This window comes from Gordonibacter sp. RACS_AR49 (assembly GCF_030418435.1).
GTDB lineage: Bacteria > Actinomycetota > Coriobacteriia > Coriobacteriales > Eggerthellaceae > Gordonibacter > Gordonibacter urolithinfaciens.
The window spans coordinates 189,487-209,843 of the sequence record NZ_JAIUDM010000001.1; the positions used below are offsets into that span (position 1 = coordinate 189,487).

At 65.2% G+C, this 20,357-nt stretch carries 21 protein-coding genes; 4 read left to right on the plus strand and 17 right to left on the minus strand.

Features of this window, described 5'->3' with window-relative positions; all coding sequences use genetic code 11:
• Positions 1–128: 128 nt before the first annotated feature.
• From LB310_RS00755 to nrfD (LB310_RS00770), 4 genes are all read right to left on the minus strand, one after another.
• Positions 129–593, minus strand: coding sequence for a HipA domain-containing protein (locus tag LB310_RS00755; RefSeq protein ID WP_147274545.1), 465 nt, complete (start codon positions 591–593; stop codon positions 129–131).
• A 148-nt stretch (positions 594–741) separates the two neighbouring features.
• Complete coding sequence (locus LB310_RS00760) at positions 742–1,140, minus strand: GntR family transcriptional regulator (protein WP_087191269.1); 399 nt, start codon at positions 1,138–1,140, stop codon at positions 742–744.
• Positions 1,141–1,394: 254 nt separating this feature from the next.
• On the minus strand, positions 1,395–2,396 hold the full coding sequence (locus tag LB310_RS00765; protein ID WP_227154090.1) for a slipin family protein: 1,002 nt from the start codon (positions 2,394–2,396) through the stop codon (positions 1,395–1,397).
• Positions 2,397–2,407: 11 nt separating this feature from the next.
• A complete protein-coding gene (gene nrfD, locus LB310_RS00770; RefSeq protein ID WP_015539599.1) occupies positions 2,408–3,346 on the minus strand; it encodes an NrfD/PsrC family molybdoenzyme membrane anchor subunit in 939 nt (312 codons plus the stop codon).
• A 603-nt stretch (positions 3,347–3,949) separates the two neighbouring features.
• Here nrfD (LB310_RS00770) and LB310_RS00775 point away from each other — a divergent pair.
• Genes LB310_RS00775 through LB310_RS00785 form a run of 3 tightly spaced genes read left to right on the plus strand, consistent with a single transcriptional unit; the run spans position 3,950 to position 6,654 of the window.
• Positions 3,950–4,747: a glucose 1-dehydrogenase gene (locus tag LB310_RS00775; protein ID WP_278805503.1), complete on the plus strand. Its 798-nt coding sequence runs from the start codon at positions 3,950–3,952 to the stop codon at positions 4,745–4,747.
• Between the two features lie 11 nt (positions 4,748–4,758).
• Entirely contained in the window at positions 4,759–5,424 is a 666-nt protein-coding gene (locus LB310_RS00780; RefSeq protein ID WP_278805504.1) for a YitT family protein, read from the plus strand.
• 27 nt (positions 5,425–5,451) lie between these two features.
• Positions 5,452–6,654: a lactonase family protein gene (locus LB310_RS00785; protein ID WP_301154051.1), complete on the plus strand. Its 1,203-nt coding sequence runs from the start codon at positions 5,452–5,454 to the stop codon at positions 6,652–6,654.
• A 165-nt stretch (positions 6,655–6,819) separates the two neighbouring features.
• On the opposite strand, the gene LB310_RS00790 is transcribed toward LB310_RS00785, so the two are convergent.
• The 10 genes from LB310_RS00790 to nrfD (LB310_RS00835) all read right to left on the minus strand — a co-directional run bounded on the left by LB310_RS00790 (position 6,820) and on the right by nrfD (LB310_RS00835) (position 16,189).
• On the minus strand, positions 6,820–7,446 hold the full coding sequence (locus LB310_RS00790; RefSeq protein WP_301154053.1) for a molecular chaperone: 627 nt from the start codon (positions 7,444–7,446) through the stop codon (positions 6,820–6,822).
• On the minus strand, positions 7,439–7,879 hold the full coding sequence (locus tag LB310_RS00795; RefSeq protein ID WP_123673949.1) for a DUF4405 domain-containing protein: 441 nt from the start codon (positions 7,877–7,879) through the stop codon (positions 7,439–7,441). Before LB310_RS00795 ends, LB310_RS00790 begins: the two co-directional genes overlap by 8 nt.
• A 3-nt stretch (positions 7,880–7,882) precedes the next feature.
• Positions 7,883–8,239 (minus strand): hypothetical protein, encoded by a 357-nt coding sequence (locus LB310_RS00800; protein WP_123673947.1) that lies wholly within the window; start codon positions 8,237–8,239, stop codon positions 7,883–7,885.
• Between the two features lie 61 nt (positions 8,240–8,300).
• The gene (nrfD, locus tag LB310_RS00805) at positions 8,301–9,527 is read right to left on the minus strand and encodes an NrfD/PsrC family molybdoenzyme membrane anchor subunit (protein WP_123673945.1); all 1,227 of its coding nucleotides are present in this window, start codon (positions 9,525–9,527) and stop codon (positions 8,301–8,303) included.
• Between the two features lie 18 nt (positions 9,528–9,545).
• Positions 9,546–10,166, minus strand: coding sequence for a 4Fe-4S dicluster domain-containing protein (locus LB310_RS00810; protein WP_123673943.1), 621 nt, complete (start codon positions 10,164–10,166; stop codon positions 9,546–9,548).
• Between the two features lie 14 nt (positions 10,167–10,180).
• The gene (locus LB310_RS00815; RefSeq protein ID WP_278806083.1) at positions 10,181–12,694 is read right to left on the minus strand and encodes a molybdopterin-dependent oxidoreductase; all 2,514 of its coding nucleotides are present in this window, start codon (positions 12,692–12,694) and stop codon (positions 10,181–10,183) included.
• A 435-nt stretch (positions 12,695–13,129) separates the two neighbouring features.
• A complete protein-coding gene (locus LB310_RS00820; RefSeq protein WP_123673939.1) occupies positions 13,130–13,651 on the minus strand; it encodes a DUF4143 domain-containing protein in 522 nt (173 codons plus the stop codon).
• A 132-nt stretch (positions 13,652–13,783) separates the two neighbouring features.
• Complete coding sequence (locus tag LB310_RS00825; RefSeq protein WP_123673937.1) at positions 13,784–14,770, minus strand: slipin family protein; 987 nt, start codon at positions 14,768–14,770, stop codon at positions 13,784–13,786.
• A 19-nt stretch (positions 14,771–14,789) separates the two neighbouring features.
• A complete protein-coding gene (locus LB310_RS00830) occupies positions 14,790–15,212 on the minus strand; it encodes a GntR family transcriptional regulator (RefSeq protein ID WP_015539591.1) in 423 nt (140 codons plus the stop codon).
• 2 nt (positions 15,213–15,214) lie between these two features.
• Positions 15,215–16,189: an NrfD/PsrC family molybdoenzyme membrane anchor subunit gene (gene nrfD / locus LB310_RS00835; RefSeq protein ID WP_123673935.1), complete on the minus strand. Its 975-nt coding sequence runs from the start codon at positions 16,187–16,189 to the stop codon at positions 15,215–15,217.
• Positions 16,190–16,506: 317 nt separating this feature from the next.
• On the opposite strand from nrfD (LB310_RS00835), the gene LB310_RS00840 reads away from it, so the two are divergent.
• The gene (locus tag LB310_RS00840; protein WP_161959745.1) at positions 16,507–18,045 is read left to right on the plus strand and encodes a response regulator transcription factor; all 1,539 of its coding nucleotides are present in this window, start codon (positions 16,507–16,509) and stop codon (positions 18,043–18,045) included.
• A gap of 58 nt (positions 18,046–18,103) precedes the next feature.
• On the opposite strand, the gene LB310_RS00845 is transcribed toward LB310_RS00840, so the two are convergent.
• Genes LB310_RS00845 through LB310_RS00855 form a run of 3 tightly spaced genes read right to left on the minus strand, consistent with a single transcriptional unit; the run spans position 18,104 to position 20,345 of the window.
• Positions 18,104–19,015, minus strand: a complete 912-nt coding sequence (locus LB310_RS00845) for a 4Fe-4S binding protein (protein ID WP_161959744.1) — start codon at positions 19,013–19,015, stop codon at positions 18,104–18,106.
• Positions 19,012–19,635 (minus strand): 4Fe-4S dicluster domain-containing protein, encoded by a 624-nt coding sequence (locus LB310_RS00850; protein WP_123673929.1) that lies wholly within the window; start codon positions 19,633–19,635, stop codon positions 19,012–19,014. The genes LB310_RS00845 and LB310_RS00850 overlap by 4 nt, the downstream gene beginning before the upstream one ends.
• A gap of 14 nt (positions 19,636–19,649) precedes the next feature.
• Positions 19,650–20,345 carry a molecular chaperone gene (locus LB310_RS00855; protein ID WP_161959743.1) on the minus strand — a complete coding sequence of 232 codons (696 nt, stop codon included), beginning with the start codon at positions 20,343–20,345 and terminating at the stop codon, positions 19,650–19,652.
• Positions 20,346–20,357 lie beyond the last annotated feature (12 nt).

Below are 20,357 nucleotides of genomic sequence, written 5' to 3' on the forward strand. Positions count from 1 at the left end.
CCCCCTTGTTAATCCTCGTATTGGCCAATCTCGATATTGTCACATTATCACAATGTCTTGCGACAATCAATAGAATAAACTATGCCGGATCGGAGATAGAAGGAGATAGAAGGGTCATCTACGATGTGCTAGCCGAACGCCTTCATGCGAACTTTGGCGCCGAAAAGGATGCGGTCGGCCAATGCATCGGCTTCCTCGCCGAAGCCCGAGCATACCGCCTGCTCCGCCGCACGCCGCAGCGCATCGGGCAGCTCATGTCGCAAGCGCGCACGCTCGTCCGCAGCCTGCCAAGCTGGCTGCCTCAGCTCTTTCGCAAGCAGGTCGAAGTCGTCGGCATTCACCTTGTCGATATTCAGGTGTTCCCCCACGCGCAGGCCCATGCTGCGACTCAGTTTGGCTCCGCACCGACCGTCGTACACCGCTGTCGACACAAGATCATAGGCCGGAACAAAGCGCACGGAGTTGGAGCCAGTCCAGGCAAGCGAATAGTTTTTAAGATGCGCGCCGCAATTGCTGATCAAATAGTTGTACAGCATCAAGCTGGTGCTGGGAATAACCGAGCTGTTTCCGTCGCGCACGAACGATCGCGCCAAAGTCACCTGCCGAGAGTATTCGATTCATACCGCGTTCCCGTTCGGGATGAACCCAGCGACTTGAGAACACTATTACCGATCGGGAACGGTCAAGAGGTTTTCGCGCTGTTGTTCCCGATCGGTAACGGCACGTCGGGCGGGCGCGCGCCTAGTGCGCGAGTTTCTTGTTTGCCAGTCGGGCGGCCACCATGGCGATGATGTCGTCGTCGGCGAGGCCGGCGTTGGCGCAGGCGCGGATCATGTCGTCCACCAGCAGCTCCACCGGGCTGTTCGCAGCCAGGTCGGCGCCCACGGAATGGCGCTCGGCCACGAATGTTCCCCTGCCCTTGCGGGTGGAGATATAGCCCTCGCGCTCGAGGTCCATGTAGGCTCGGTTCACCGTGTTGTAGCTGATGTCCAGGTCCACGGCCAGCGCGCGCACCGTGGGCAGGCGGTCGCCCGGAACGTAGGCGCCCGAGCCTATGAGATAGGCGATGCGGTTCTTCACCTGTATCCATACGGGCAGGCCGCTGCTGTAATCTATTTCGAACGACTCAAGCGGGCTCATGGGGCTTTCTCTCACGGTGTCGGTTAGCTTTCATCATAACAGAACCACGTTGCCGCAGGTTGCAGGCCTTGCAACGTTCGCGCAATCCCCGCAACGGGAGTGCCGCGGGCGAACGATCCGTACGAGAGACGCCCCTCGGGTAAACGGTTCAATCCCCATGCCGACCACCGCTTTTCCCCGAACCAGTGCCTCTTCGAGCCCTCCGTTCCGCACCGGGACGGGACGGCTTTCGGTTGCCGCCCCGATAGCCGGGCTCATTGCCGGCCGCCCCTCACCGCGTCCGACGGCGCCCTGCCGAGCCCGTCGGCACCGGCCTTGTCCGCGGCGTCGGCGAAGCCGTCCGAGAACGAGCTCGGCACCGTGACCACGGCGCTCTTTGACTTCTTCACGGTGTCGTACTGCATGAGCATCGTGCGCAGCTTCAGGGCCGCGTCGGGATCGCCGTAGATGCGCGCGGCCTCGGCCAGCATCTCGGCCAGGTCGCTCTCCACGCTGGCCACGGACATGCGCGCGTTCTTCTCGCGGTCGGCCTGGGCCTCCAGGCTCATGGCCTCCTGCAGCTCGTCGGGGATCACGATGTCGCGCACCTTCACCGAGATGATGTCGACGCCCCAGTTGGCCGCCTCCTTTTCAATGTCCTCCTTTATCTCGATATCCAGCTGGTCGCGGCGCAGCGCCACCTCGGCCACGGTCGAACGGCCCACAGCCTCGCGCATGGCCGTCTGGGCGAGAAACGACACGGCGGCGTAGTAGTCCTCCACTTCGGTGCACGCCTTCTCGGCATCCCACACCACCCAGAACAGCACCGCGTCCACCGTCACCGGCACGAGGTCGGCCGTGAGCGTCTTCTCGGCGTAGAACGGCGTGGCGATAGTGCGCTGGTCCACGCGGATGGTGCCGTGCTCGATGAGGGGAATGGTGAGGTACAGGCCCGGCCCCACGACGCGCGCCAGCTTGCCGAAGCGCAGCACCACCACCTTCTCCCAGGAGAGCGCAATGTGCGTGGAGGACAGCACGAGCAACGCCGTGAGCAGCGCAGCGACGATGGCAGCGAGGCCGATGCCGCCGGTCGCGACGAGGGCGACGCCCAGCACGACAGCGCCCGTCATCGCGAACACGGCGATACTGAAGATGACCGCGCCGTTGCGCGATGACTTGCGCGGCACGTACGAGGTGGCGGCCCTGATCTCGGCCTCCTTGTCGGTGAGCTCGTAGGGGGCGTCCCGCATGGTGCGGTCGGCTTTTCGTCGTCTCATGGCTTTGCCTCTCATCCTATCGTCAAACCGAACAGCAGGCCGGGCAGCTGCGTCGCATCGTAGGCCCCGGCGCCCACGAGGCAGAACCTAAGCGCGAACCCGCCCGCCAGAAGCGCCGCCGCGATCCACAGAAGCTGCGTGCGGCTGTTGCCGTGCGTGAGGCAGCGCTCGAGCGCGAATGGAACCGCCAGGCCGCACAGGACCGCACCGCCCCAGAACGCCCAGCGCAGATCGCCCGCGACGAGCGCCTGCGCTGCGAGCGCCGTGCCCTCTCCTGCAAACGCCCAGGCTAGATAGCCAGCCATCACCAGGGCCTCCAGCACCAGCAGTACTCCGTCGACGAGCGCCAGGCGAGCGAGCGGGCGCGTGATGGGCCGACGCGTCTCGACGAACGCGGCGCCCAGGAAGGCGCAGGCGATGCCGCACGACAGCGAGGACAGCGAGAACAGCATCGGCAGAAGCGGCGTCTGCCAGAACAGCACCGACGCCAACCCCTGCAGCAGCACGCCCGTGTACGCCACGGCCACGAGCCCCGCCGCCACGCCGGCCACGGCCGCTCCCCACACAACAGCGGGCCGGACGCGCACCCCGTCCAGCAGCTCAACCAGCGAGAACACGCCGGCGCAGGCAAGCGCGAGAACCAGCGCGTAGGCGCCCACGGCGATGGCCGACGGCTCCGGGGACGTGAGCAGGTTCAGCAGGCGCTCCGGGCGGCCGAGATCCACGAGCAGGCAGAGCATGCCCGCCGCCAGGGCCACGAAGCACACGGGCCAGCCGCGTGCGAAGAACTCGTCGGGCAGCGCGAGCGCCCGCTCGACGCGCGCAGCCCGGGCGGGAGGGAGCGCGAACCGACGCCGCACGTTGGCGCATTCGAGCGCGCCCAACACGACGAGCGCCCCCGCCCCGGCTCCGCCGAGGAACAGATAACCTGTCGTGAGCAGGTTGAACATACGTATCTCGACCCCCTGTGCAGCCTGCAGGCGCGGCAGGCCGGCCCCTCAGACCGCTGGTCGCCCTCCGCCGCGGATGCGCTCTTGCGACGAGCACGCCGACTGCCGCGAATGGCGCTCGCATCACGCCCGACAGCATCTTATTTGTCGCAATGTAACAAATCATAGGTATTATAGCACCATCGTAACGGAACGGCGACCCCGCGCCCGCATCCCGCCAATCACCCAGAAGCGCCGCCGACCATCGCCGGGCAGCCCCGCCGCTGCCATAGCCTCGATTCTCGTCCACACTCTTGATCAGGCGAAACGTATCATTTCCCCTGTTCAAGAATCTGCGATCATGTGGACGAGAATCGAGGCTATGGCCAAAAAGCGCCTCCCCTACCCGACAAGCGCGCCCAGCAGCGCAGCGGCGGCACGGCAGAAGGAGACGTCACCCCGCCGCCCACCCGCCCACCCGCCGCACTCGGCTGGTTTCCCTCGGCCGGTGCCGGGCGCGTGGCAATGCCGTGACAAGAGCGCCACGCTCCCCCTCTGCAAGGCAAGCGCGGCGCCGAACACCTCCATACTTCTGCGAATCGGCCCCTTCAAAGGAGGTACACCATGTATCCCGACCTCAACGGCAAGACCGCCGTAGTCACCGGCGCATCCGTCGGCCTCGGCCACGGCATCGCGCGGCGATTCTTGCAGGAGGGCATGAGCGTCGTCGTCAACTTCCACAGCGACAAGCACCGCGGCGAGGCCCAGAAACTCGCCGACGAGTTCAACGCATCGGGCGAAACCGCGCGCGTCGTGCTCGTACAGGCGGACATCTCGCAGGAGGACGGTGCGCTCAAGCTCCGCGAAGCCGCGCTCGAGCACTTCGGCGGCATCGACGTATGGGTGAACAACGCCGGCATCGAGTCGCGCCACCCCACCCACGAGCTGCCCCTCGACGTGTGGGAGAAGACGCTCGCCGTCAACATGACCGGCGTGTTCCTGGGCTCGAAGGCGGCGCTCGAGCACTTCGTCGAGCAGGACCGGAAAGGCTGCATCATCAACCTGTCATCCGTCCACGAGCGCATTCCCTGGCCCACGTTCGCGCACTACGCGGCCAGCAAGGGCGGCGTGAAGCTGTTCAGCGAGACCATCGCGCTCGAGTACGCGCACCTCGGAATCCGCGTGAACTGCATCGCGCCGGGCGCCATCGAAACGCCCATCAACGCCGAGAAGTTCGAAGACCCCGAGGCACGCGCCCAGACGGAGCGCATGATCCCGCTGCACCGCATCGGCACGGTGGAGCAGGTGGCCGCCGCCGCAGCCTGGCTCGCATCGGACGAGTCGAGCTACGTCACCGGCACGAGCCTGTTCGTGGACGGCGGCATGGCGCTGTACCCGTCGTTCGAGCGGGGCGACGGCTGATGGCGCGGTGGATGGACCTGCGCCACACGTACAACCTGAAGGGCAAGCTGCTGTTCTCGTGCATCGGCGTGGTATGCATCGCGCTGGGCACCACCGTGTGCCGCGTGGGCAACGTGGGCGTGGATCCGTTCACGGCCATGAACCTGGGGCTGAGCGCGCTCGTCGGCATGGACTTCGGCACGTTCCAGCTGCTGGTGAACCTCGTGATACTCGTGGCGGTGTTCGCGCTCGACAAGTGGCAGATAGGCTTGGGCACCATCATCAACATGGTGTTCGTGGGGTATTTGATCGAGCTCTTCACCTGGCTGTACGGCCTGCTGCCGTGGCAGCCGTCGGGCCTCGCGAGCGCGGGCGCGCACCTGGTGATCGGAACGCTGCTGTTCACGCTGGGCGTGTCGCTCTACCTGAAGACCCGCATGGGCGTGGCACCCATCGACGCCGTGGCGCCCGTGATCGTGGCGCGCACGCGGTTCTCCTACACGCCCGTGCGCATGGCCCAGGACATCCTCGTGACCGTGGTGGCCCTCTTCGCCGGCGGGCCCATCGGGGTGTTCACCGTAGTGGCCGCCTTCATGACCGGGCCCCTGATCACCGCATGGAACCGAGTGGCCACGCTTCGGCTCTACCGGCGCTTCCACGTGCTGAACCGGGAAGAGCTGGCGCAGGAGCGCGGTTAGCGGCACCGTATGAAAGGAGTCTGCGCCATGGAGCGAGCGAGGGCGAAGCGGCGCCTGTTCGTGGGAACCTACACCGAGGGCACCGCGAGCGAGGGCATCTACGTGCTCGCGTTCGACGAGGGCGGGCGCCGTCTGCACATCGTGAACGTCGGAACGCATGCACCGAACCCCTCGTACCTCGTGCGCGCGCAGCCGACCGGCGAGCAGGCGGGCGCGGAGGCCGGCGCGCAGACGAAGCTCGGCGGAAACGCGGCGAGCACCCTGTACGCAGCCCACGAGCTGGCCGACCGCAGCTGCCTGGCCGCCTACGAGGCAGCCGAGGACGGGATGCTCTGCTGCCGGGGCACGTGTTCGTCGCCCGCGGATGCCGGAACCTGCTTCGCCGCCGTGCATCCCGACGGGCGCTGCCTCTACGGCGCGAACTACGCAAGCGGCTCGGTGGGGCTGTGCCTGCTCGATGCCAACGGAAACCCCTGCGGCGGCCTGCCATCGGTGCGTCATGCGGGAAGCGGACCGAACCGCGCGCGGCAGAGCGCGCCGCACGTGCACTCGGCATGCTTCGTGCCCGGCACGAACCTGCTGGCCGTGGTTGACCTGGGGATCGACACCGTGACGCTCTACCGGGCCGAGGCCACCGGAACGCTCGAGACCCCGCCGGTGGAAACCGTGCGCGTGCCGCCCGGCTCGGGCCCGCGCATGCTGGCGTTCCATCCCCACCTGCCGCTGGCGGCCCTGGTGAACGAGCTGGCGAACGATGTGCTGCTGTACCGGTACGACCGGGCAGGCACGGGCTGGAGGCTGGCAGGGCGCCTGGCGCTCCCGACCGTGGCCGAAGGGCAGGATGCGCCGTCCACCCATGCCGCGTCATCGGCGGACGGGCCGTCGGAGGGTGAAGCGCATGCCCAGGCCATCGCCGGGCATCCCGTACTGGCGGCGCATCCCGCGTTCTCGCCGGACGGGCGGCGCCTTTACGTGTCCGTGCGCGGCAGCGACCGTCTGGCGCTGTTCGACATCGACCAGGACGGCGCCGCAACCCCGCTCGCCGACTGCCCGTGCGGCGGGCGCGGCCCGCGCCATTTCTCGCTCTCCCCCGAGGGGCGGCACCTGGCCGTGGCGAACCAGGACAGCAACGAGGTGGTCATGTTCGCCCTCGACCCGGCCACGGGCGCACCTCGCGAGGAGGCGCGCATCGCCATCCCCCAGCCCTCGTGCGTCATCTGGGACGGGTAGGCCGAGAAGCAAAACGCGAAATCCTGGAGATGCTGCGGCGATTGCCAAACCGAGTGTTTTTTGACAGGCCAATGAACAGGTAATATATTGTATTTTACCTGTTCATTGGCCTGTTTTGTTCTGTCAAAAAACTACCAGTTTGGCAATCGTCGGGAGCACGGAAGCTTATTGTGCAACGAGCGCGCCGAGGAACGCGGCCGCGTCGCGGTAGAAGGGGACGCGGCTCTCCGCGGCGACGCGCTCGGCGAATCGGGGCATCCAGGCGCGGGCGTGCCCCTCGAGGAAGGCCCCGTAGGCCGCCTCGGGCGAGCCGCCGGGGAGGTCGGCGCCGGCGGGCGCTCCCTCGGGCGGCTCCGCGCCGGCGGCGCGCAGGGCCAGGTGCTCCATGAGCTCGCACTCCGTGGCCACGTGGTCGAGCGGCTCGTTCGTGCCCTCCGGGCGCCCGAGGCCGCACGCGCGCATGAAGCGCTCCACCTCCATGGAGTGCGGGTTCACGAACAGGAGCGCCTGCACCCCGTCGTCGGCCGCGCGCCACACGCCCTCGTAGGGCGAGACCGCGGGCTCGGGCGCGCCCACGAACAGGCGCGTGGCCTCGGGGCGCAGCCCCTCCGCGGACGCGCCCGCGCCGAAGCCCTCCGGCAGCGCCAAGCCCAACGCCCCCGCTATCTCGCGCGCCGCCTCCGCCCACTCGCCGGATGCCACGGCGCCCTCGAGCTCCGGGCCCGGATAGCGGAAGGACAGCGCCGCCAGCTCCCAGGCCGTTGCCCTCGCCGCCCAGTCGATCTCATCCATGCTTCTCCCCCTTCTTGAAGACTCTCGCGAGCCATTTCCCATGCACCACGACATGAACCAGCAGAAGCGCCAAGAGCGCCTTCGCGCTCATCGCGTGCAGAGGGTCCCAAAAATAGTAGCCCTGCGCATACCATCCGAACGTCGGCAGGACCGCTCCGGAAACCATGATGCCCGACACCGTCACCGCCATGAGCGCAACGACGATCAGCGCGTCCAGCACCAGATTGCCCGTGCGGCCCCATGACGGGCGCGCGATCGACCCCCGTAAGGCCTCAACCGCCCAGTCCGCGTGCAGCAGCGCGTGAACGAAAAATACCAGGAACATCCCCGGGCCCAGCCACTCGTGGACGCCGATGCCCGTAAGGGCGGGGTTGGCAACCACCAGGAAGACCGCGAGGGCGGCAACGTCGATAGCGAGGTTCTTCTTGTCCATCGCTCACCCCACCTTCCGCACGATCAGCACGAGCCCTACCACGAGCGCCACCGGCGCGAGCAGCCAAAGGTTCAAGCTCGCATCCGATGCCTGATGGTAGCGCGTCGTCAGGGAATCCCACGCATGGCACTCCACGCTCGCGCACCCCGCCTCGGGACACGTCATCTCGGTAATGCCGTCGGGCTCCGGCACGTCGTCGAACCCATGGCACGCGCCGTTCGCGCACCCCGTCACCGGACAGGGCGACTCGGCCATCACCGCACGCACCCCCGTCGCCGGCTCGGCCGCGACGCCGGCAGCCAGCACCAGCCCACCCGCCAGCGCGAACACTGCGAACGTTATCAGAATCTTCCTTACCATTGCCCTCCTTCAGCAGCTGCGGGAAGCGGGGCCCGCTGCAGGCCCCGCCAAGAATGCGGACCTAGTGCGACTTCTCGGTCGGCTTGAGCGGCAAGTGCTTCAGGCCCACGAGCAGCAGGAGCGCGCCCAGGCCCAGCACGCCGAGCGTCACGCCGAACTCGAGCAGGGTCGGCCAGTACACAAGCCCCTGGTAGGCTCCAGCCATGCCGGACGACCAGTCCGTTACCATAGAAGAGGTCATCGGCCCGGCAAAATCCAAGTTCGGCAGCTGGAAGCCACCCACCAGCAGCTGCACACGCTTGCAGAAGATGCCGAAGATGGCCAAAAGCGACGCCACCACAATGAGCGGGTTCGTGCGCAGCTTAGGCGTGAAGCACACCACGGCGGCCAGTGCGCTGCCCACGACCTCCACCCAGAAGAACGGGGCAAGGGGCCCGGACACGAGCATGCTCACAACCTCGGCCCCGGAGCCCCCGGGGAAGCCCTCGGTCAGCAGGTCGCAGCCGAAGAAGTACAGGTCAACTAGAACGAACGCTCCCAGCATCTTGACGAGCTTCACCACATGGGCTTGATCGAGGTCATAATAGCCGGCACGGCGCAGCGCGATCACCATAACAAGCACGAGAGCCACGCCGCACACAAGCGCGCTCGATACGAACCACGGTGCCAGCAGCGCCGTGTGCCACATCTCCCTACCGGCCTGCAGCCCGAAGATCCAAGCCGTCACGGAGTGCACAAGCACGGCGCACACGAGCGCCACCACGCTGATCACGCGCAGGGCCGTCGCCGACACCTTGCCTGCCTCGTGCTTGAGCGTCGCCCAAAGGTAGGCGACGGACAGGATCAGGTACGTGCCCAGCACCAGGATATCCCACATGAGGGGCGAGCCCAGGTTCGAATAAGCGAACAGCTCCCACAGGCGCAGCGGCTGGCCCAAGTCCACCACCACGAACCCGATGGCGAGCACCGTGCAGCAGATGGAGGTCCACACCGCCACCTTCGATATCCCGCCGAACCCGGCCATGCTGAAGGCGCGCGGCACGGAGCTGATGATCAGTCCTCCAGCCGACAGGCCCACCAAGAACATGAACATCGTGATGTAGAGCCCCCACGAGTCCAAGTTGCGCATACCGGTCTGCACCATGCCGCCGGAGAGCTGCACGCCCCAAAGAACCAGCCCTGCAACTGTCACAATAGCCGCCACAACGATAGCAATATCGAGCCCCCTGCCCCCAAATTTGGCAGTAGGAGCCTTGAACGACGCAGTCGCCCGAGTTTTTTCAGCCATGATGTTCTCCTAAGCTACTTAGACGAGATAGTGCACGGAAGGATTGGTGCCTTCACTCGCGAGAAGCTGCTTGGTCTCGCACTCGCGAATCAAGCGGGACACCTCGGAGCTGGGGTCGTCAAGATCTCCCCAGAAACGGGCTCGCTCGGGGCATATCTCGATGCACGCCGGCTCTTCACCTCTCGCGATGCGATGCCAGCACATCGTGCACTTCTCCACCACATGTTTCTGATGCGCGGGGGTGTCGACCGCGCCCGTGTCGCACTCTATAACGAACTTCGGCTCCTCCCAGTTGAACGAGCGCACGCCCGTGTAGGGACAGGCCGCCATGCACATGCGGCAGCCGATGCACTTGTCGTAGTCCTGGCGCACCACGCCCGTTTTCGGATCCTTGTAGGTTGCGCCTACCGGACATACCTTCACGCAGGCAGGATTGTCGCAATGCTGACACGCAATCGGAAACTGCCTCATCTTCAGATCGGGAAAGCTGCCCGCTGGCACATCAGGACACGCCCCTCCGTCCGTCAGAATGCGATTCCACCATGTATGCGCGGGAAGATTGTTCTCATAGCGGCACGCAACGGAGCACGTGTGACAGCCGATGCAGCGCTTGAGATCGATAGCAAATCCGTAATGCACGCTTACCACCCCTTCTAACGCTTCCTGATATCGGCGAGCACGTCATAGTACGAGTAGTTCACCGAGAGCGGATGCACTACCGTCGTGGTAAGCTCCTGCATGCAGCCCTCGATACATTGGTTTATCTGCCACCCCTTCGGCATGAAGGCAAAGCCCTTAGAGCATGCATCGTCCACGATGGCCTTGACGACGACATGCCCGCGATCGTTGAACACTTCGACGATGTCCCCATCGACAATGCCCCGCGCCTCCGCGTCCTCGCGCGAAACATGCACGAGCGGCTCGGGATCAAGCTCCCTTAGGCTCTCTACGGCAAACCACTGGGAGTGGGTGCGCCAGCGTTCGTGCACCTGAACGAAGCTGATGGGGTACTTCTTAAAGGTTTCGCCTTTGTACCAGTTCTCATAAGGGGGAAGGAAGTACGGGAAGTGCTCCTTCTCGGCATCGCCCTTCCAATCCTGCCCGAAGTCGAGTCGAGGAACAGGGCATTCACAGTACAACTCGGCACGGCCCGATGGCGTTTTGAGCTCGGCTCCGCCGTATCCGGGAACATACGGCAGATCGTCGCTTCCAATTGCCCTGATGGCCTTCTGCTCCTCAAGCGTTTTCGGAGTGAATCCAGCATCCCTTAGCTTGTCGGAATCCAGCGAAAGCTCGATCCACTCCCGAGGCGGCTTGAGGGGAACATCGTCCCCAAGGCCCATCTTGTCGGCAATGAGCGCGAATATCTCGGAGTCCAGCTTGGATTCGTGCAAGGGCTCGATGGCCTTCTGCCCGTACACGACGTAAGGGTTCGCCTGATTGGTTCGATAATCATCGGTTTCGAGCCAAAACGCGACAGGAAGCACAATGTCCGAGTAACGCGCCGTATCCGTCATCTCGGTATCGAGCGTCACAACGAATTCGAGGTTGGGAAGAATGTCGCTGAACCAAAGACCCTGCTGCGCCCAGTTGCTTATGGGATTCGAGCAAGAGACCATCAGCGCCTTCACAGGGAAATCCTTGCCCTTGTGCTTGCCCGAAGAAACCACGTTGGCAAAATCGGCTTGGGGAATCGACCCATAAGATGCCTTCTTGCCGCCGTCCACCTTCGTCCAACTCGAGTTGACGGCTCCTCCCAGTCCAAGCACGGCCACGCTCATCGAGCCCGCTCCAACACCCGACCCCAGTCGAGAAATATTGTCGGTCAGCGCGCACAGGATCGAGATAGCCTGCGCGAACAGGTGCCCATTGCAATAATGGTCGATGGCGTAGACCGAGTAGATGAAAACGGGGCCGTCTTCGGCATACCTGCGGGCAAGCTCCTTGATCGTGTCGACAGGGATGAGCGACGCCCCGGACGCGTCCTCCACCGTGTACTGCGCCATATGCCGTTTTAGGGCGGTATACACGGTTTCGACCTCTATGCCGTTCACGGTGAACGAGCCTTCTAATACCGGAGTTTTACATTCGGTATAGAGGGCGGCCGATCCACTTGTCTCGTCCCACACGTACGCCGGATCCTTTTTTATGCTCCCGGTTGCGGTCAGCGTCTTTGCATCGCGAACCCCCGCCATCTCCCCGCCTTCGATATCGGACTGGCGCAGGATCAGGCCGTTGTCCTTGCGCAGCAGGAAGGGGGCCGTTGTATGGCGCTTCACATAGAGCTCGTTGATCATGTCGTTGGAAATAACCTCGTTGATCATGGCGAGCACCACGTAGAGATCGGAGCCGGCGCGGACGGGAACGTATTCGTCGCTGCGGGCGGCAGAAGCCGAGAACATGGGGTCAATGCACGTCAGCCTCGCCCCGCGCTCTTGGGCGCGCCTGATGATGCGCCACGTTTGCGGCTGGGCGAACACCGGGTTGGCTCCCCAGATCAGGATATGCTTCGAATGCAGCATATTCTTGGCCTCGGGAGGATATCCGCGTATCGTGCCGCCGACCACGCGATTGGTGCCGTAGCCGTATGCCACGTCGTAGCACACGCCCAGCCGCGTCATTTCCAATGCGTTGCAGAAGCGAACCGACATGCCGCTGTTGCCTTGAATCGAGCCGTAATTGCCTGAGGCGGATTCGTAAACGACCGCCCTCGTGCCATACCGCTCGCGAATGTCCGTGAACTTGGCCGCAATTTCCTCGATCGCCTCATCCCAGCTGATCCGCTCCCACTGGTCGGCTCCGCGTTCTCCGATGCGTCGCATGGGATACTTGATGCGCGTCGCGCTGTATACGCGCTCGGGAATGGCCAAACCGCGCAAGCACGAACCCGAATAGATCTCATCGGGGTAGTTTCCCCGGGTCATTTTGCGTACTTTACCATCAAGGACATGGGCATTGAGCATGCAGGCCTGAAAGCAGTTCGAGCGGCAGATAGTCGAGAAAACCTCTTCCCCCCTATCGCCGTCGACCGCCTTCGAATCTTGCGCCAACGCTTGTAGCGCGGGCGTGAACGCGCCCGCCACCGCTGCTGCTCCGGCCACGGCGCCCGTTGTTTTCAGGAAGCTCCTGCGCGTGAGTCCGCCGTGCGGGCTCTTCGTTTCCGACATGTCTCCTCCTCCATTCTTAGTGCAAGGATGCCTTGGGGCTCATCGTGCGAAGGTGAGCGTTCTACGAACGGCAGTCCCCTTCGGCTGCACGTCGGGCACAGGTGCGCCCGGTGCGTGATCCGTGATTCCCCCTCATATCAGAAATCGGCCGATTCCTTCTGTGCCATAGTCTGCCATACGTCACTATGATTATCAATATAGAAGTATGACAGAGTATGACAGAATAGTATTCTATTTATAGGATAATAATAGGTGAACAGGGTTTTTACACCATGATATGACCAGTCAGGGTATCGAGAGCGTATGACAGCGAGCGATTATCTACGCTTGATGGCCTTCCCTGGCTGCCTTCTCGGCCCCGCCCTCCACGAACCCCCCGCCGAAGGCGCTCGGCACCACGAGCGTGCCGCCGGACTTCTCCACGCCCAGGATCGCTTATGGCCGAAGCGCGGTTATGGGGAACACATATACGTCGTTCTCGCGATCGTAACGCGCAAACGGCGAGCTGGCGGTTACGACCGCCATGAACGACGGCTCCCTATTGCGCGCGGCCGGGTTCGAAAGCACCTTCCTGCGCAGGCGATTGAGATTCGCAACGCCGTCGGGAACCTTGCTTTCGCCCAACTTCACCTCGATGCCCGCCCATCGGCCATCGCGAAGCTCGATGATCGCATCGACCTCCAATCCATCGGCATCCTGATAGTACCTCAAAGGATCAGGGAGCGCATTGGGCAGAGCCGACGCATAAACACGCAAGTCGTGCACGCACAGCGATTCGAACAAAAGGCCGAACGTCTGCGCATCGCCGAGCAACCTCTCGGGACTCATTCCGAGAAGCTGGGCGGGCAACGAGGGGTCGGCGAAGCAGCGCTTCGGCTTAGTACGCACGCGAGACCTCGAGCGAACGGGGGCATCCCATCCGAACAGCTCGTCGATAAAATAGAGATCCTTGAACAGATCGAGGTAGAACGAAACCTTCTACCATGCATTTTCGAGGGTGTCTGGCAGACGCCTGATAACCCGCTCGCAGGCGAGCATGCGCTTAGAAACCTGCAACGGATTGCGCCTTGCGAAGGATGCACCTCCCAGCTACTTCGCTCCCCCGCCTTCCCCGCCGGGCGCGTCGGGCACGAACCCCTCGCTGAAGGCGCTCGGCACCACGAGCGTGCCGCCGGACTTCTCCACGCTCTCGTAGGCCAGGTGCATGGTGCGCAGCTTCATGGCGTCGGCGTCGCCGGCGTACACCTCTGATGCGTCCATGAGCATCTCGGAGATATCCTTCTCGGCCTCGGCCAGCACCATGCGGGCGCTCTTCTTGCGCTCGGCCACGGCCTCCTGCGCCATGGCCTCCTGCAGCTCCTTCGGCAGCACGATGTCGCGGATCTCCACGTCGATGATCGTGATGCCCCAGGGGTTGAGCTTCTCCTCGATGGCCTCTTTCAGCTCCTCGTCCAGCTGGTCGCGGCGCGTGGCCACCTCGGCTACGGTGGCGCGCCCGATGGCCTTGCGCATGGCCGTCTGGGCGATCCACGACACGGCCGACGCGTAGTCCTCCACCTCCACGGCGGCGCTCTTTGCGCTCCACACCATCCAGAACACCACAGCGTCCACGTTGATGGGCACGAGGTCGCCCGTAAGCGTCTCCTCGGCGCCGAAGTACGTGGCCGAAACGCGCTGGTCGACGCGCAGCGTGTAGAACTCCACGATGGGGATGGTGAACACGACGCCCGGTCCCGCTACGCGGTTGAACTTGCCCAGGCGCAGCACCACGGCCTTCTCCCACTCCAGCACGATGTGGATGGACGACGAAGCGAGCCATCCCACGATGGCCGCCGCAACGAGCGCGCCCAAGCCTATGCCGCCGAGCAGGGCCTGCGCCGCGGCAAGCACCAGTCCGAACGCAACCGCGAAAACCACGATGGCGAACACGACGGCGCCGTTGCGCGAGGCGCGACGCCTTCCCGTGTCGATGTGCCCGGCCGTCGAGAACTGCGCGCCCGGCGCCACGGCCGGCGCGGCGCCCGGCGCCCCCTGCGCTCCGCCGTGCGACGTACCGGCACGTTTGCTGCGTCCCATGCTTGCTCCTTTTCCGCGATCAGGCCCGCGCGCCGACGGCCGCGTCCCGCTTGCTCTTCTCGTCGCTCATGCTCTGTGCGAACTGCTCCTCGATGTCCTCCAGCGACATGCCCAGCTCGAAGCAGCGTTTGAGGTACTCCTGCGTCACGATCTCGGCCGTGGTGGATATGCTCACGCCCGGCTTGCCGCTCACGTCCAGCACGAACGCGCCCTGGCGGCGCTTCGACTGTATGTAGCCGTCCTGCTCCAGGCTCATGTACACCTTGCTCACGGTGTTGTAGTTCACCTCGACGTCGGCGGCCAAGCCCCGCACCGTGGGCAGCTGGTCGCCCGGCTTGTAGTACCCCGAGGTGATGAGGTAGATGAACCGGTTCTTCAGCTGCAGCCAGATGGGGATGCTGCTCTTCTCGTTGATCTCGAACAGGGCCACGTCGTCCGCCATTTCTATTCCAATCTAAGCGCCTGCGCGCTCGGCTCTTCAAGCTCCAAGTTGCGGTGCATGCCCGCGTCCACGATGGCCCCGCGCATGCCGAGCCCGCCCACCAGCACGAGCACCGCCGCCACGGCGAGGGCCGCCCGAAGGGCCGGCTGCTGGGCCCGCTCCTGTGCCCGAGCACGGACGCGAGCAGCGAACGCCAGCTCGACGGCCAGGGGTGCCGCCAGGCCGCACGCCACGAAACCGCCCCACCACGCCAGCGCCCCGCTGCCGCTCACCAGCTGGGCCGCCGACGCCGCAGCGCCCGGATGGTCGCTTGCCAGCGCCAGGCCCGCGAACAGCGCGGCCGCCACGGCTTCCAACACGATGACCGCGGCGTCCGCCCGCACGAGCGGGCGCACGACGCGGTCCGCGGCCCCGTCCGGGTCGGCGAAAAACGCCGCCGCCAGCACCACGGCGATACCGCACGACAGCGACGACAGCGCGAACAGCGCCGGGATGAGCGGCGACCGCCATAACGCCACCGCCCCCAGCCCCTGCAGCAAGAGCCCCGTGTACACCACGACCACCAGCCCCACCGCCACGGCAACCGCCTCGACGGCAGCCACCGCCGCACGCGGCGCGAACGGCAGGTAGGCGAACCGCACGAGCGCGAGGAACGCCCCGCACGCGACCAGCGCGGCCAGCGCAAAGGAACCGACGGTCAGATACGTAGGCGACGGCCGCAGGAAGAGGTCGAGCGCCCGATCGATGCGCCCCAGGTCGAACAGCAGGCACAGCACGCCCAGCGCGAGCGCCGCAAAGCCGGCGAGCAGGGCGAAGGCGACGACCCGCTCGCACGGCGGCGCCTCGTCCGCGGACACGCGGGCATCCGTCCCGAAGGGCGCGCGCACGAGAGCCAGGTCGAGCACGGACGCGACCGCGATCGCCCCGGCCCCGGTCCCGCCGAGGAACAGGTAGCCCACCGCCAGTTCGCCGAGCACATCCCCTCCCCTCGTCATTGCCCAAGCGCATTCCCCAAGCGCGGCGCCGCGCCCGGACGCAGTAGCCGCTCCGAATGGAAACGCCGCGCGCATCGCGCATACTCCTCTGCCAGTATCCCACAAAACAGGCGCGCTGCATATGACAGGGTGTCATATGCGCAGCAGCGACACGATCCGAGGCGCCCGCAATCGCCGCCTCCCCTTCCCCGACCAGCCCAGCCTGCGCAGCAGGTAAGAACGAGTGGCAGGCCGCGGTAAGCGGGCAGGACCGACCGTGTGCTACCATGGATTCCATCTTGCGAGAAGGGGGATTCTGCATGGTCGAAGCGCATCGGGCAGAAAGGGAAGATTGGATATCGCCCTTGGCCGAGCAATGGCCGTACCTGCGATTTCTGGGACTTAGCGCCTGGTGGGCCTGGATATGGCTCTGTTACAACAGCATCGAGATCATGCGCATGTTCCCAGCCGACCAGCAGACGAGCTACGTGCTGCAGATGTACCTGTTCTCCACACTGGGCATCGCAGGCTCCATGTTCGCGGCCGCGCTCGCTTGGAGGCGCATGACCGCACTCGTGGACAGGCGGGCGTTCGTCATCGGGTTCGGAGCGCTCGCAGGGCTCTCCACCATTTTGCTGGGGTTCTCGGTGGTTATGGGCGCCGGGATGTTCTTCGTGTTGGCCGCCGTGCTCACCGGCGCGGGCACCTCCATGCTCTGCCTGAAGGTGGGGCGACTATACGGCAGCGTGTCGCTGGGAGACTCGCTCACGGCGGGGTCCATCTCGCTTTTGCTGGCGGCGCTCCTGTATTTCGTGGGCATCGGCATACCGCCCGAGTGGCGGCTGTTCTACATCGCCGCACTGCCCTTGGTATCCGGCCTGCTTCTCTCCATGGGTTCCGCCGACCCGTTCCCCTCAACCATGTCGGGGGCGGGCGAAGGGCGCGGAAAGGGACCCGTGCAGCATCTGTACCGCAAACTCGTGGCTGCATCGGCCCTGGTGGCGCTCACGGCAGGCGTGGGCAAGGGAATCTCCAGCACGCTGATGGACAACGCGCTGTTCGCGCGCGAGGGAAGCATCATCGTGTTCTGCGTCGGCATGATAGCCATTGCAGTGGCCTGGGCGGTCAACCGCGGCGACGCCGTACGCGGAGCGCGGCAGGCGTACTCGGCGCTCATGGTGCTCGGCATGGGCATGATGCTGGGCACGTGCTTCGGACTCGACATCGCGTTCCTGAGCGTGGGCAAGGAAGCGCTCTGGCTCATGTTCTCGTGCTTCATGGCATATCTGGCGTTCCGCTTCGACCTGTCGCCCGTGCGCGTGTTCGGCATCGGGCAAGGAACCTATTTCCTGGCTTCGACGGCGGGCTGGGCGCTGGGAGCCGCCGTAGCCCCCTGGTACGGTGAGGCCATGGTGCGCATGGGCGTGGGCGTGGCGCTGGCTTTTTTGGTGATCATCGTGTTGGTGTACGTGTTCCCGGAGAACGACCTGAAGCGCATCATGGCCTGGTCGGTAGACGGGGATGCGGTAGGCCGGAGGCACGGAGAGCAGGGCGCAGCGGCACATGTGGCGCCGGAGATGGAAGAGGGCGGAGCAGGGCAGTGCATGACGGCAGACGGCGGAGCAGCCGTGCCGGACGACGCAAAGCCGTCCGGCACGGCGCGCGCGGCCGATCCCCGCTACGGTCTCTCCGCCCGAGAGCTGGAGATACTGGATTTGTTCGCCCAGGGGCGCAGCGCGAACTGGATCGCCGACAACCTCACCATCTCGAAGAACACCGTGCGCTCGCACCTGCGCGCCATCTACACGAAGCTCGACGTGCACACCCGCCAGGAACTGCTGGACTTCCTGGCGGGGTAGCGGTTCCCGGCGAGGCGGAACCGAGCTGCAGCAGGGCACAAGCCTGCACGATCTTTGCTTAGATTTCGTCCTGCTGAAAGAGGGGGCCGACATGCTCGGGCTGTTCGCCACGCGCCACCGGATCGCCCGGCTTCGCCTTGATCCTGACGGAACCCGTGGGACAGTGTTTGACGCATTCGCCGCAACGGGTGCATTCGCCCAGCTGGATGGCGGCGTCGGGCGCATGGAGGTCTATGTGCTCGGCGCAGGCCGACGTGCACGCGGTACAGGCACCGCCGCCCGCGCGCAGGCAGGTAGACGCATCCACATGCGGGCGGAACAGGCGCGCCAGCTGGCCGAACACGTTCAGCAATCCGGCAATGGGGCACAAGTTCGCGCACCATTTGCGATAGAGCACGAGTTCCACGGCCAGCGCGACGGGAAACACGACGACGCTCGCCGTAACCTGCTTGTCCACGATGAGGTGCCAAAGCGACCCCACCGTGCCGAACGTGAGCCCGACAGGGCACACCAGGCAGAAAAGCGGGATGCCCGCAACGAACGTGGCAGCCAGCACCACGCCAAGCGCCCAGGTGCGCTTGTCGCGCACAAGGTGACGCAGGCTCGCGGCCAGGCCCTTTGCCTCGTGCGCGGCCGAGCAGGCGCGCGCCGGCGCCTCCTCGGGCCGTGGCTCGCGGCGGAAGAACCGGCGGATCGCCGGCGCCGGACAGCCCCAAGCGCACCAGGCGCGGCCGAACAGCAGCGCGAACGCACCCACCACCGCGAGCGATATCAGGGTAACGGGCACGAGCGCCTTGCTGGCAAGCAGCGCCTCCAAACCCCCCAACGGGCACAGCAGGAAGAACTGCCCTATGCCCAACGCCGAGGGCGTGCCGATACCCAAATCGAAGGCGAGCGAGGCGATAACCGCCACGAACACCAGGCCGAGCGTCACGGCACGCGCCTTCGTTATACGATCGCCTTGCTTCATCGTGCAGTCCCTCCTTCCTGCAACGCCCTCTCGGTAACCACCTCGATGCCACGCGCCTTGCCGCCGCTGAACGACGTGAACACGTTGGCGGGACAGATCCGCACGCATTCGCCGCAGCCGTTGCACTTCGCCTCGTCAACCACGGGCCGACGCCCCGCGTCGAACGAGAGCGCCCCGTAGGGACACGCCTCCACGCAGATGCCGCAGCTGCTCGTCTCCAGGAACGCAAGGCAGCGATCCTCATGCAGGATGGCAGCGCCGATGCGCCCCTGCCCGGGCGCCTGCGGATCAACCGCGCCGATAGCGGCGGTGGGGCATACCTCGCGGCACTTGTCGCAGAACGTGCAACGGTCGTTGGCGAAGTTGAGGTGCGGCGTCCGGGCCTGCAAGAGGCCGCGCTCGATACCTAGAGGCTCCAGCACATCGGTGGGGCACACGTCGATGCAGCGCGCGCACTTGATGCAGCGCGCCATGAACTCGCCCTCGGGAAGGGCGCCGGGCGGGCGCAGCACATCGGCCTCGACAACGAAGGGACGCACGCCCGCGCCGGCGACAACGCCCGCAAGAAGCGCTGCTCCTCCTACGACGAACGTCCTGCGCGTCAGATTGCTCGCTGGCATTTCCAACCCCTCCGCTACGCCGCAGCCGTCGCGCCGTCGAGCTGCGCCAGGACCCCGCGCAGAAGATCGCGTGCCTGCTCCAGAGTGCCTTGGGCCACGAGCAGCATACCCGGGTAGAACGTCAGCTTCGCGTAATCGAGCGATGTCTCGTGCAGCAGGGGAATCCAGCTCAGCAGATGGCCCTCGATGAACTCCTGCTGGCGCACCACGTTACGGCGCAGCTGGTCCCGGTTTCTCGCTTGGGCCTGCTCCCTGGCCCGCTCGTTCATGTTCGCAAGGTATTCCAGCTCGAAGGCCAGATGGTCCTCTGGCTCGTGCAGGTCGGGATTCACCTGGAAACCGTCCTCCAGGAAGCGTGCCACCACGTCGTCGCGGGCATCGCCCATCATGATGCGCTCGTCGCCGGCGAACACCGACTCATAGGGTACGGCAGTCTGACGATCTTTGGTGAACACGCCCGCGGCCAAGAAGATGCGTGCGTACTCGCAGGCCAATTGCGTGCGGCGATCGTTCGCCGAGAACGCGAGGTACCGGCGCACCAGGCGGTAGCCCTCGTCGAGATGCGCATTGCCGGTTTCGCTCGGATACTCGCCAAGCGCCAGTTCTTCGATGGCCTGCTCGTTGAGCTCTTTGAAGAATACTTGCGAAAGGAACCGGTACGTACCGGCGCTCCCCTCGAAAAAATCCAGAAGCTCCTGTTGGGTCAGCATAGCAAGTCCCCT

What these genes read in the sequence shown, in the direction of transcription:
- LB310_RS00760 (WP_087191269.1), bottom strand. Translation starts at nt 1,140, where the DNA reads ATGAGCCCGCTTGAGTCGTTCGAAATAGATTACAGCAGCGGCCTGCCC.
- LB310_RS00765 (WP_227154090.1), bottom strand. Translation starts at nt 2,396, where the DNA reads ATGAGACGACGAAAAGCCGACCGCACCATGCGGGACGCCCCCTACGAG.
- nrfD (WP_015539599.1), bottom strand. Translation starts at nt 3,346, where the DNA reads ATGTTCAACCTGCTCACGACAGGTTATCTGTTCCTCGGCGGAGCCGGG.
- LB310_RS00775 (WP_278805503.1), top strand. Translation starts at nt 3,950, where the DNA reads ATGTATCCCGACCTCAACGGCAAGACCGCCGTAGTCACCGGCGCATCC.
- LB310_RS00780 (WP_278805504.1), top strand. Translation starts at nt 4,759, where the DNA reads ATGGACCTGCGCCACACGTACAACCTGAAGGGCAAGCTGCTGTTCTCG.
- LB310_RS00785 (WP_301154051.1), top strand. Translation starts at nt 5,452, where the DNA reads ATGGAGCGAGCGAGGGCGAAGCGGCGCCTGTTCGTGGGAACCTACACC.
- LB310_RS00790 (WP_301154053.1), bottom strand. Translation starts at nt 7,446, where the DNA reads ATGGATGAGATCGACTGGGCGGCGAGGGCAACGGCCTGGGAGCTGGCG.
- LB310_RS00795 (WP_123673949.1), bottom strand. Translation starts at nt 7,879, where the DNA reads ATGGACAAGAAGAACCTCGCTATCGACGTTGCCGCCCTCGCGGTCTTC.
- LB310_RS00800 (WP_123673947.1), bottom strand. Translation starts at nt 8,239, where the DNA reads ATGGTAAGGAAGATTCTGATAACGTTCGCAGTGTTCGCGCTGGCGGGT.
- nrfD (WP_123673945.1), bottom strand. Translation starts at nt 9,527, where the DNA reads ATGGCTGAAAAAACTCGGGCGACTGCGTCGTTCAAGGCTCCTACTGCC.
- LB310_RS00815 (WP_278806083.1), bottom strand. Translation starts at nt 12,694, where the DNA reads ATGTCGGAAACGAAGAGCCCGCACGGCGGACTCACGCGCAGGAGCTTC.
- LB310_RS00825 (WP_123673937.1), bottom strand. Translation starts at nt 14,770, where the DNA reads ATGGGACGCAGCAAACGTGCCGGTACGTCGCACGGCGGAGCGCAGGGG.
- LB310_RS00830 (WP_015539591.1), bottom strand. Translation starts at nt 15,212, where the DNA reads ATGGCGGACGACGTGGCCCTGTTCGAGATCAACGAGAAGAGCAGCATC.
- LB310_RS00840 (WP_161959745.1), top strand. Translation starts at nt 16,507, where the DNA reads ATGGTCGAAGCGCATCGGGCAGAAAGGGAAGATTGGATATCGCCCTTG.
- LB310_RS00845 (WP_161959744.1), bottom strand. Translation starts at nt 19,015, where the DNA reads ATGAAGCAAGGCGATCGTATAACGAAGGCGCGTGCCGTGACGCTCGGC.
- LB310_RS00850 (WP_123673929.1), bottom strand. Translation starts at nt 19,635, where the DNA reads ATGCCAGCGAGCAATCTGACGCGCAGGACGTTCGTCGTAGGAGGAGCA.
- LB310_RS00855 (WP_161959743.1), bottom strand. Translation starts at nt 20,345, where the DNA reads ATGCTGACCCAACAGGAGCTTCTGGATTTTTTCGAGGGGAGCGCCGGT.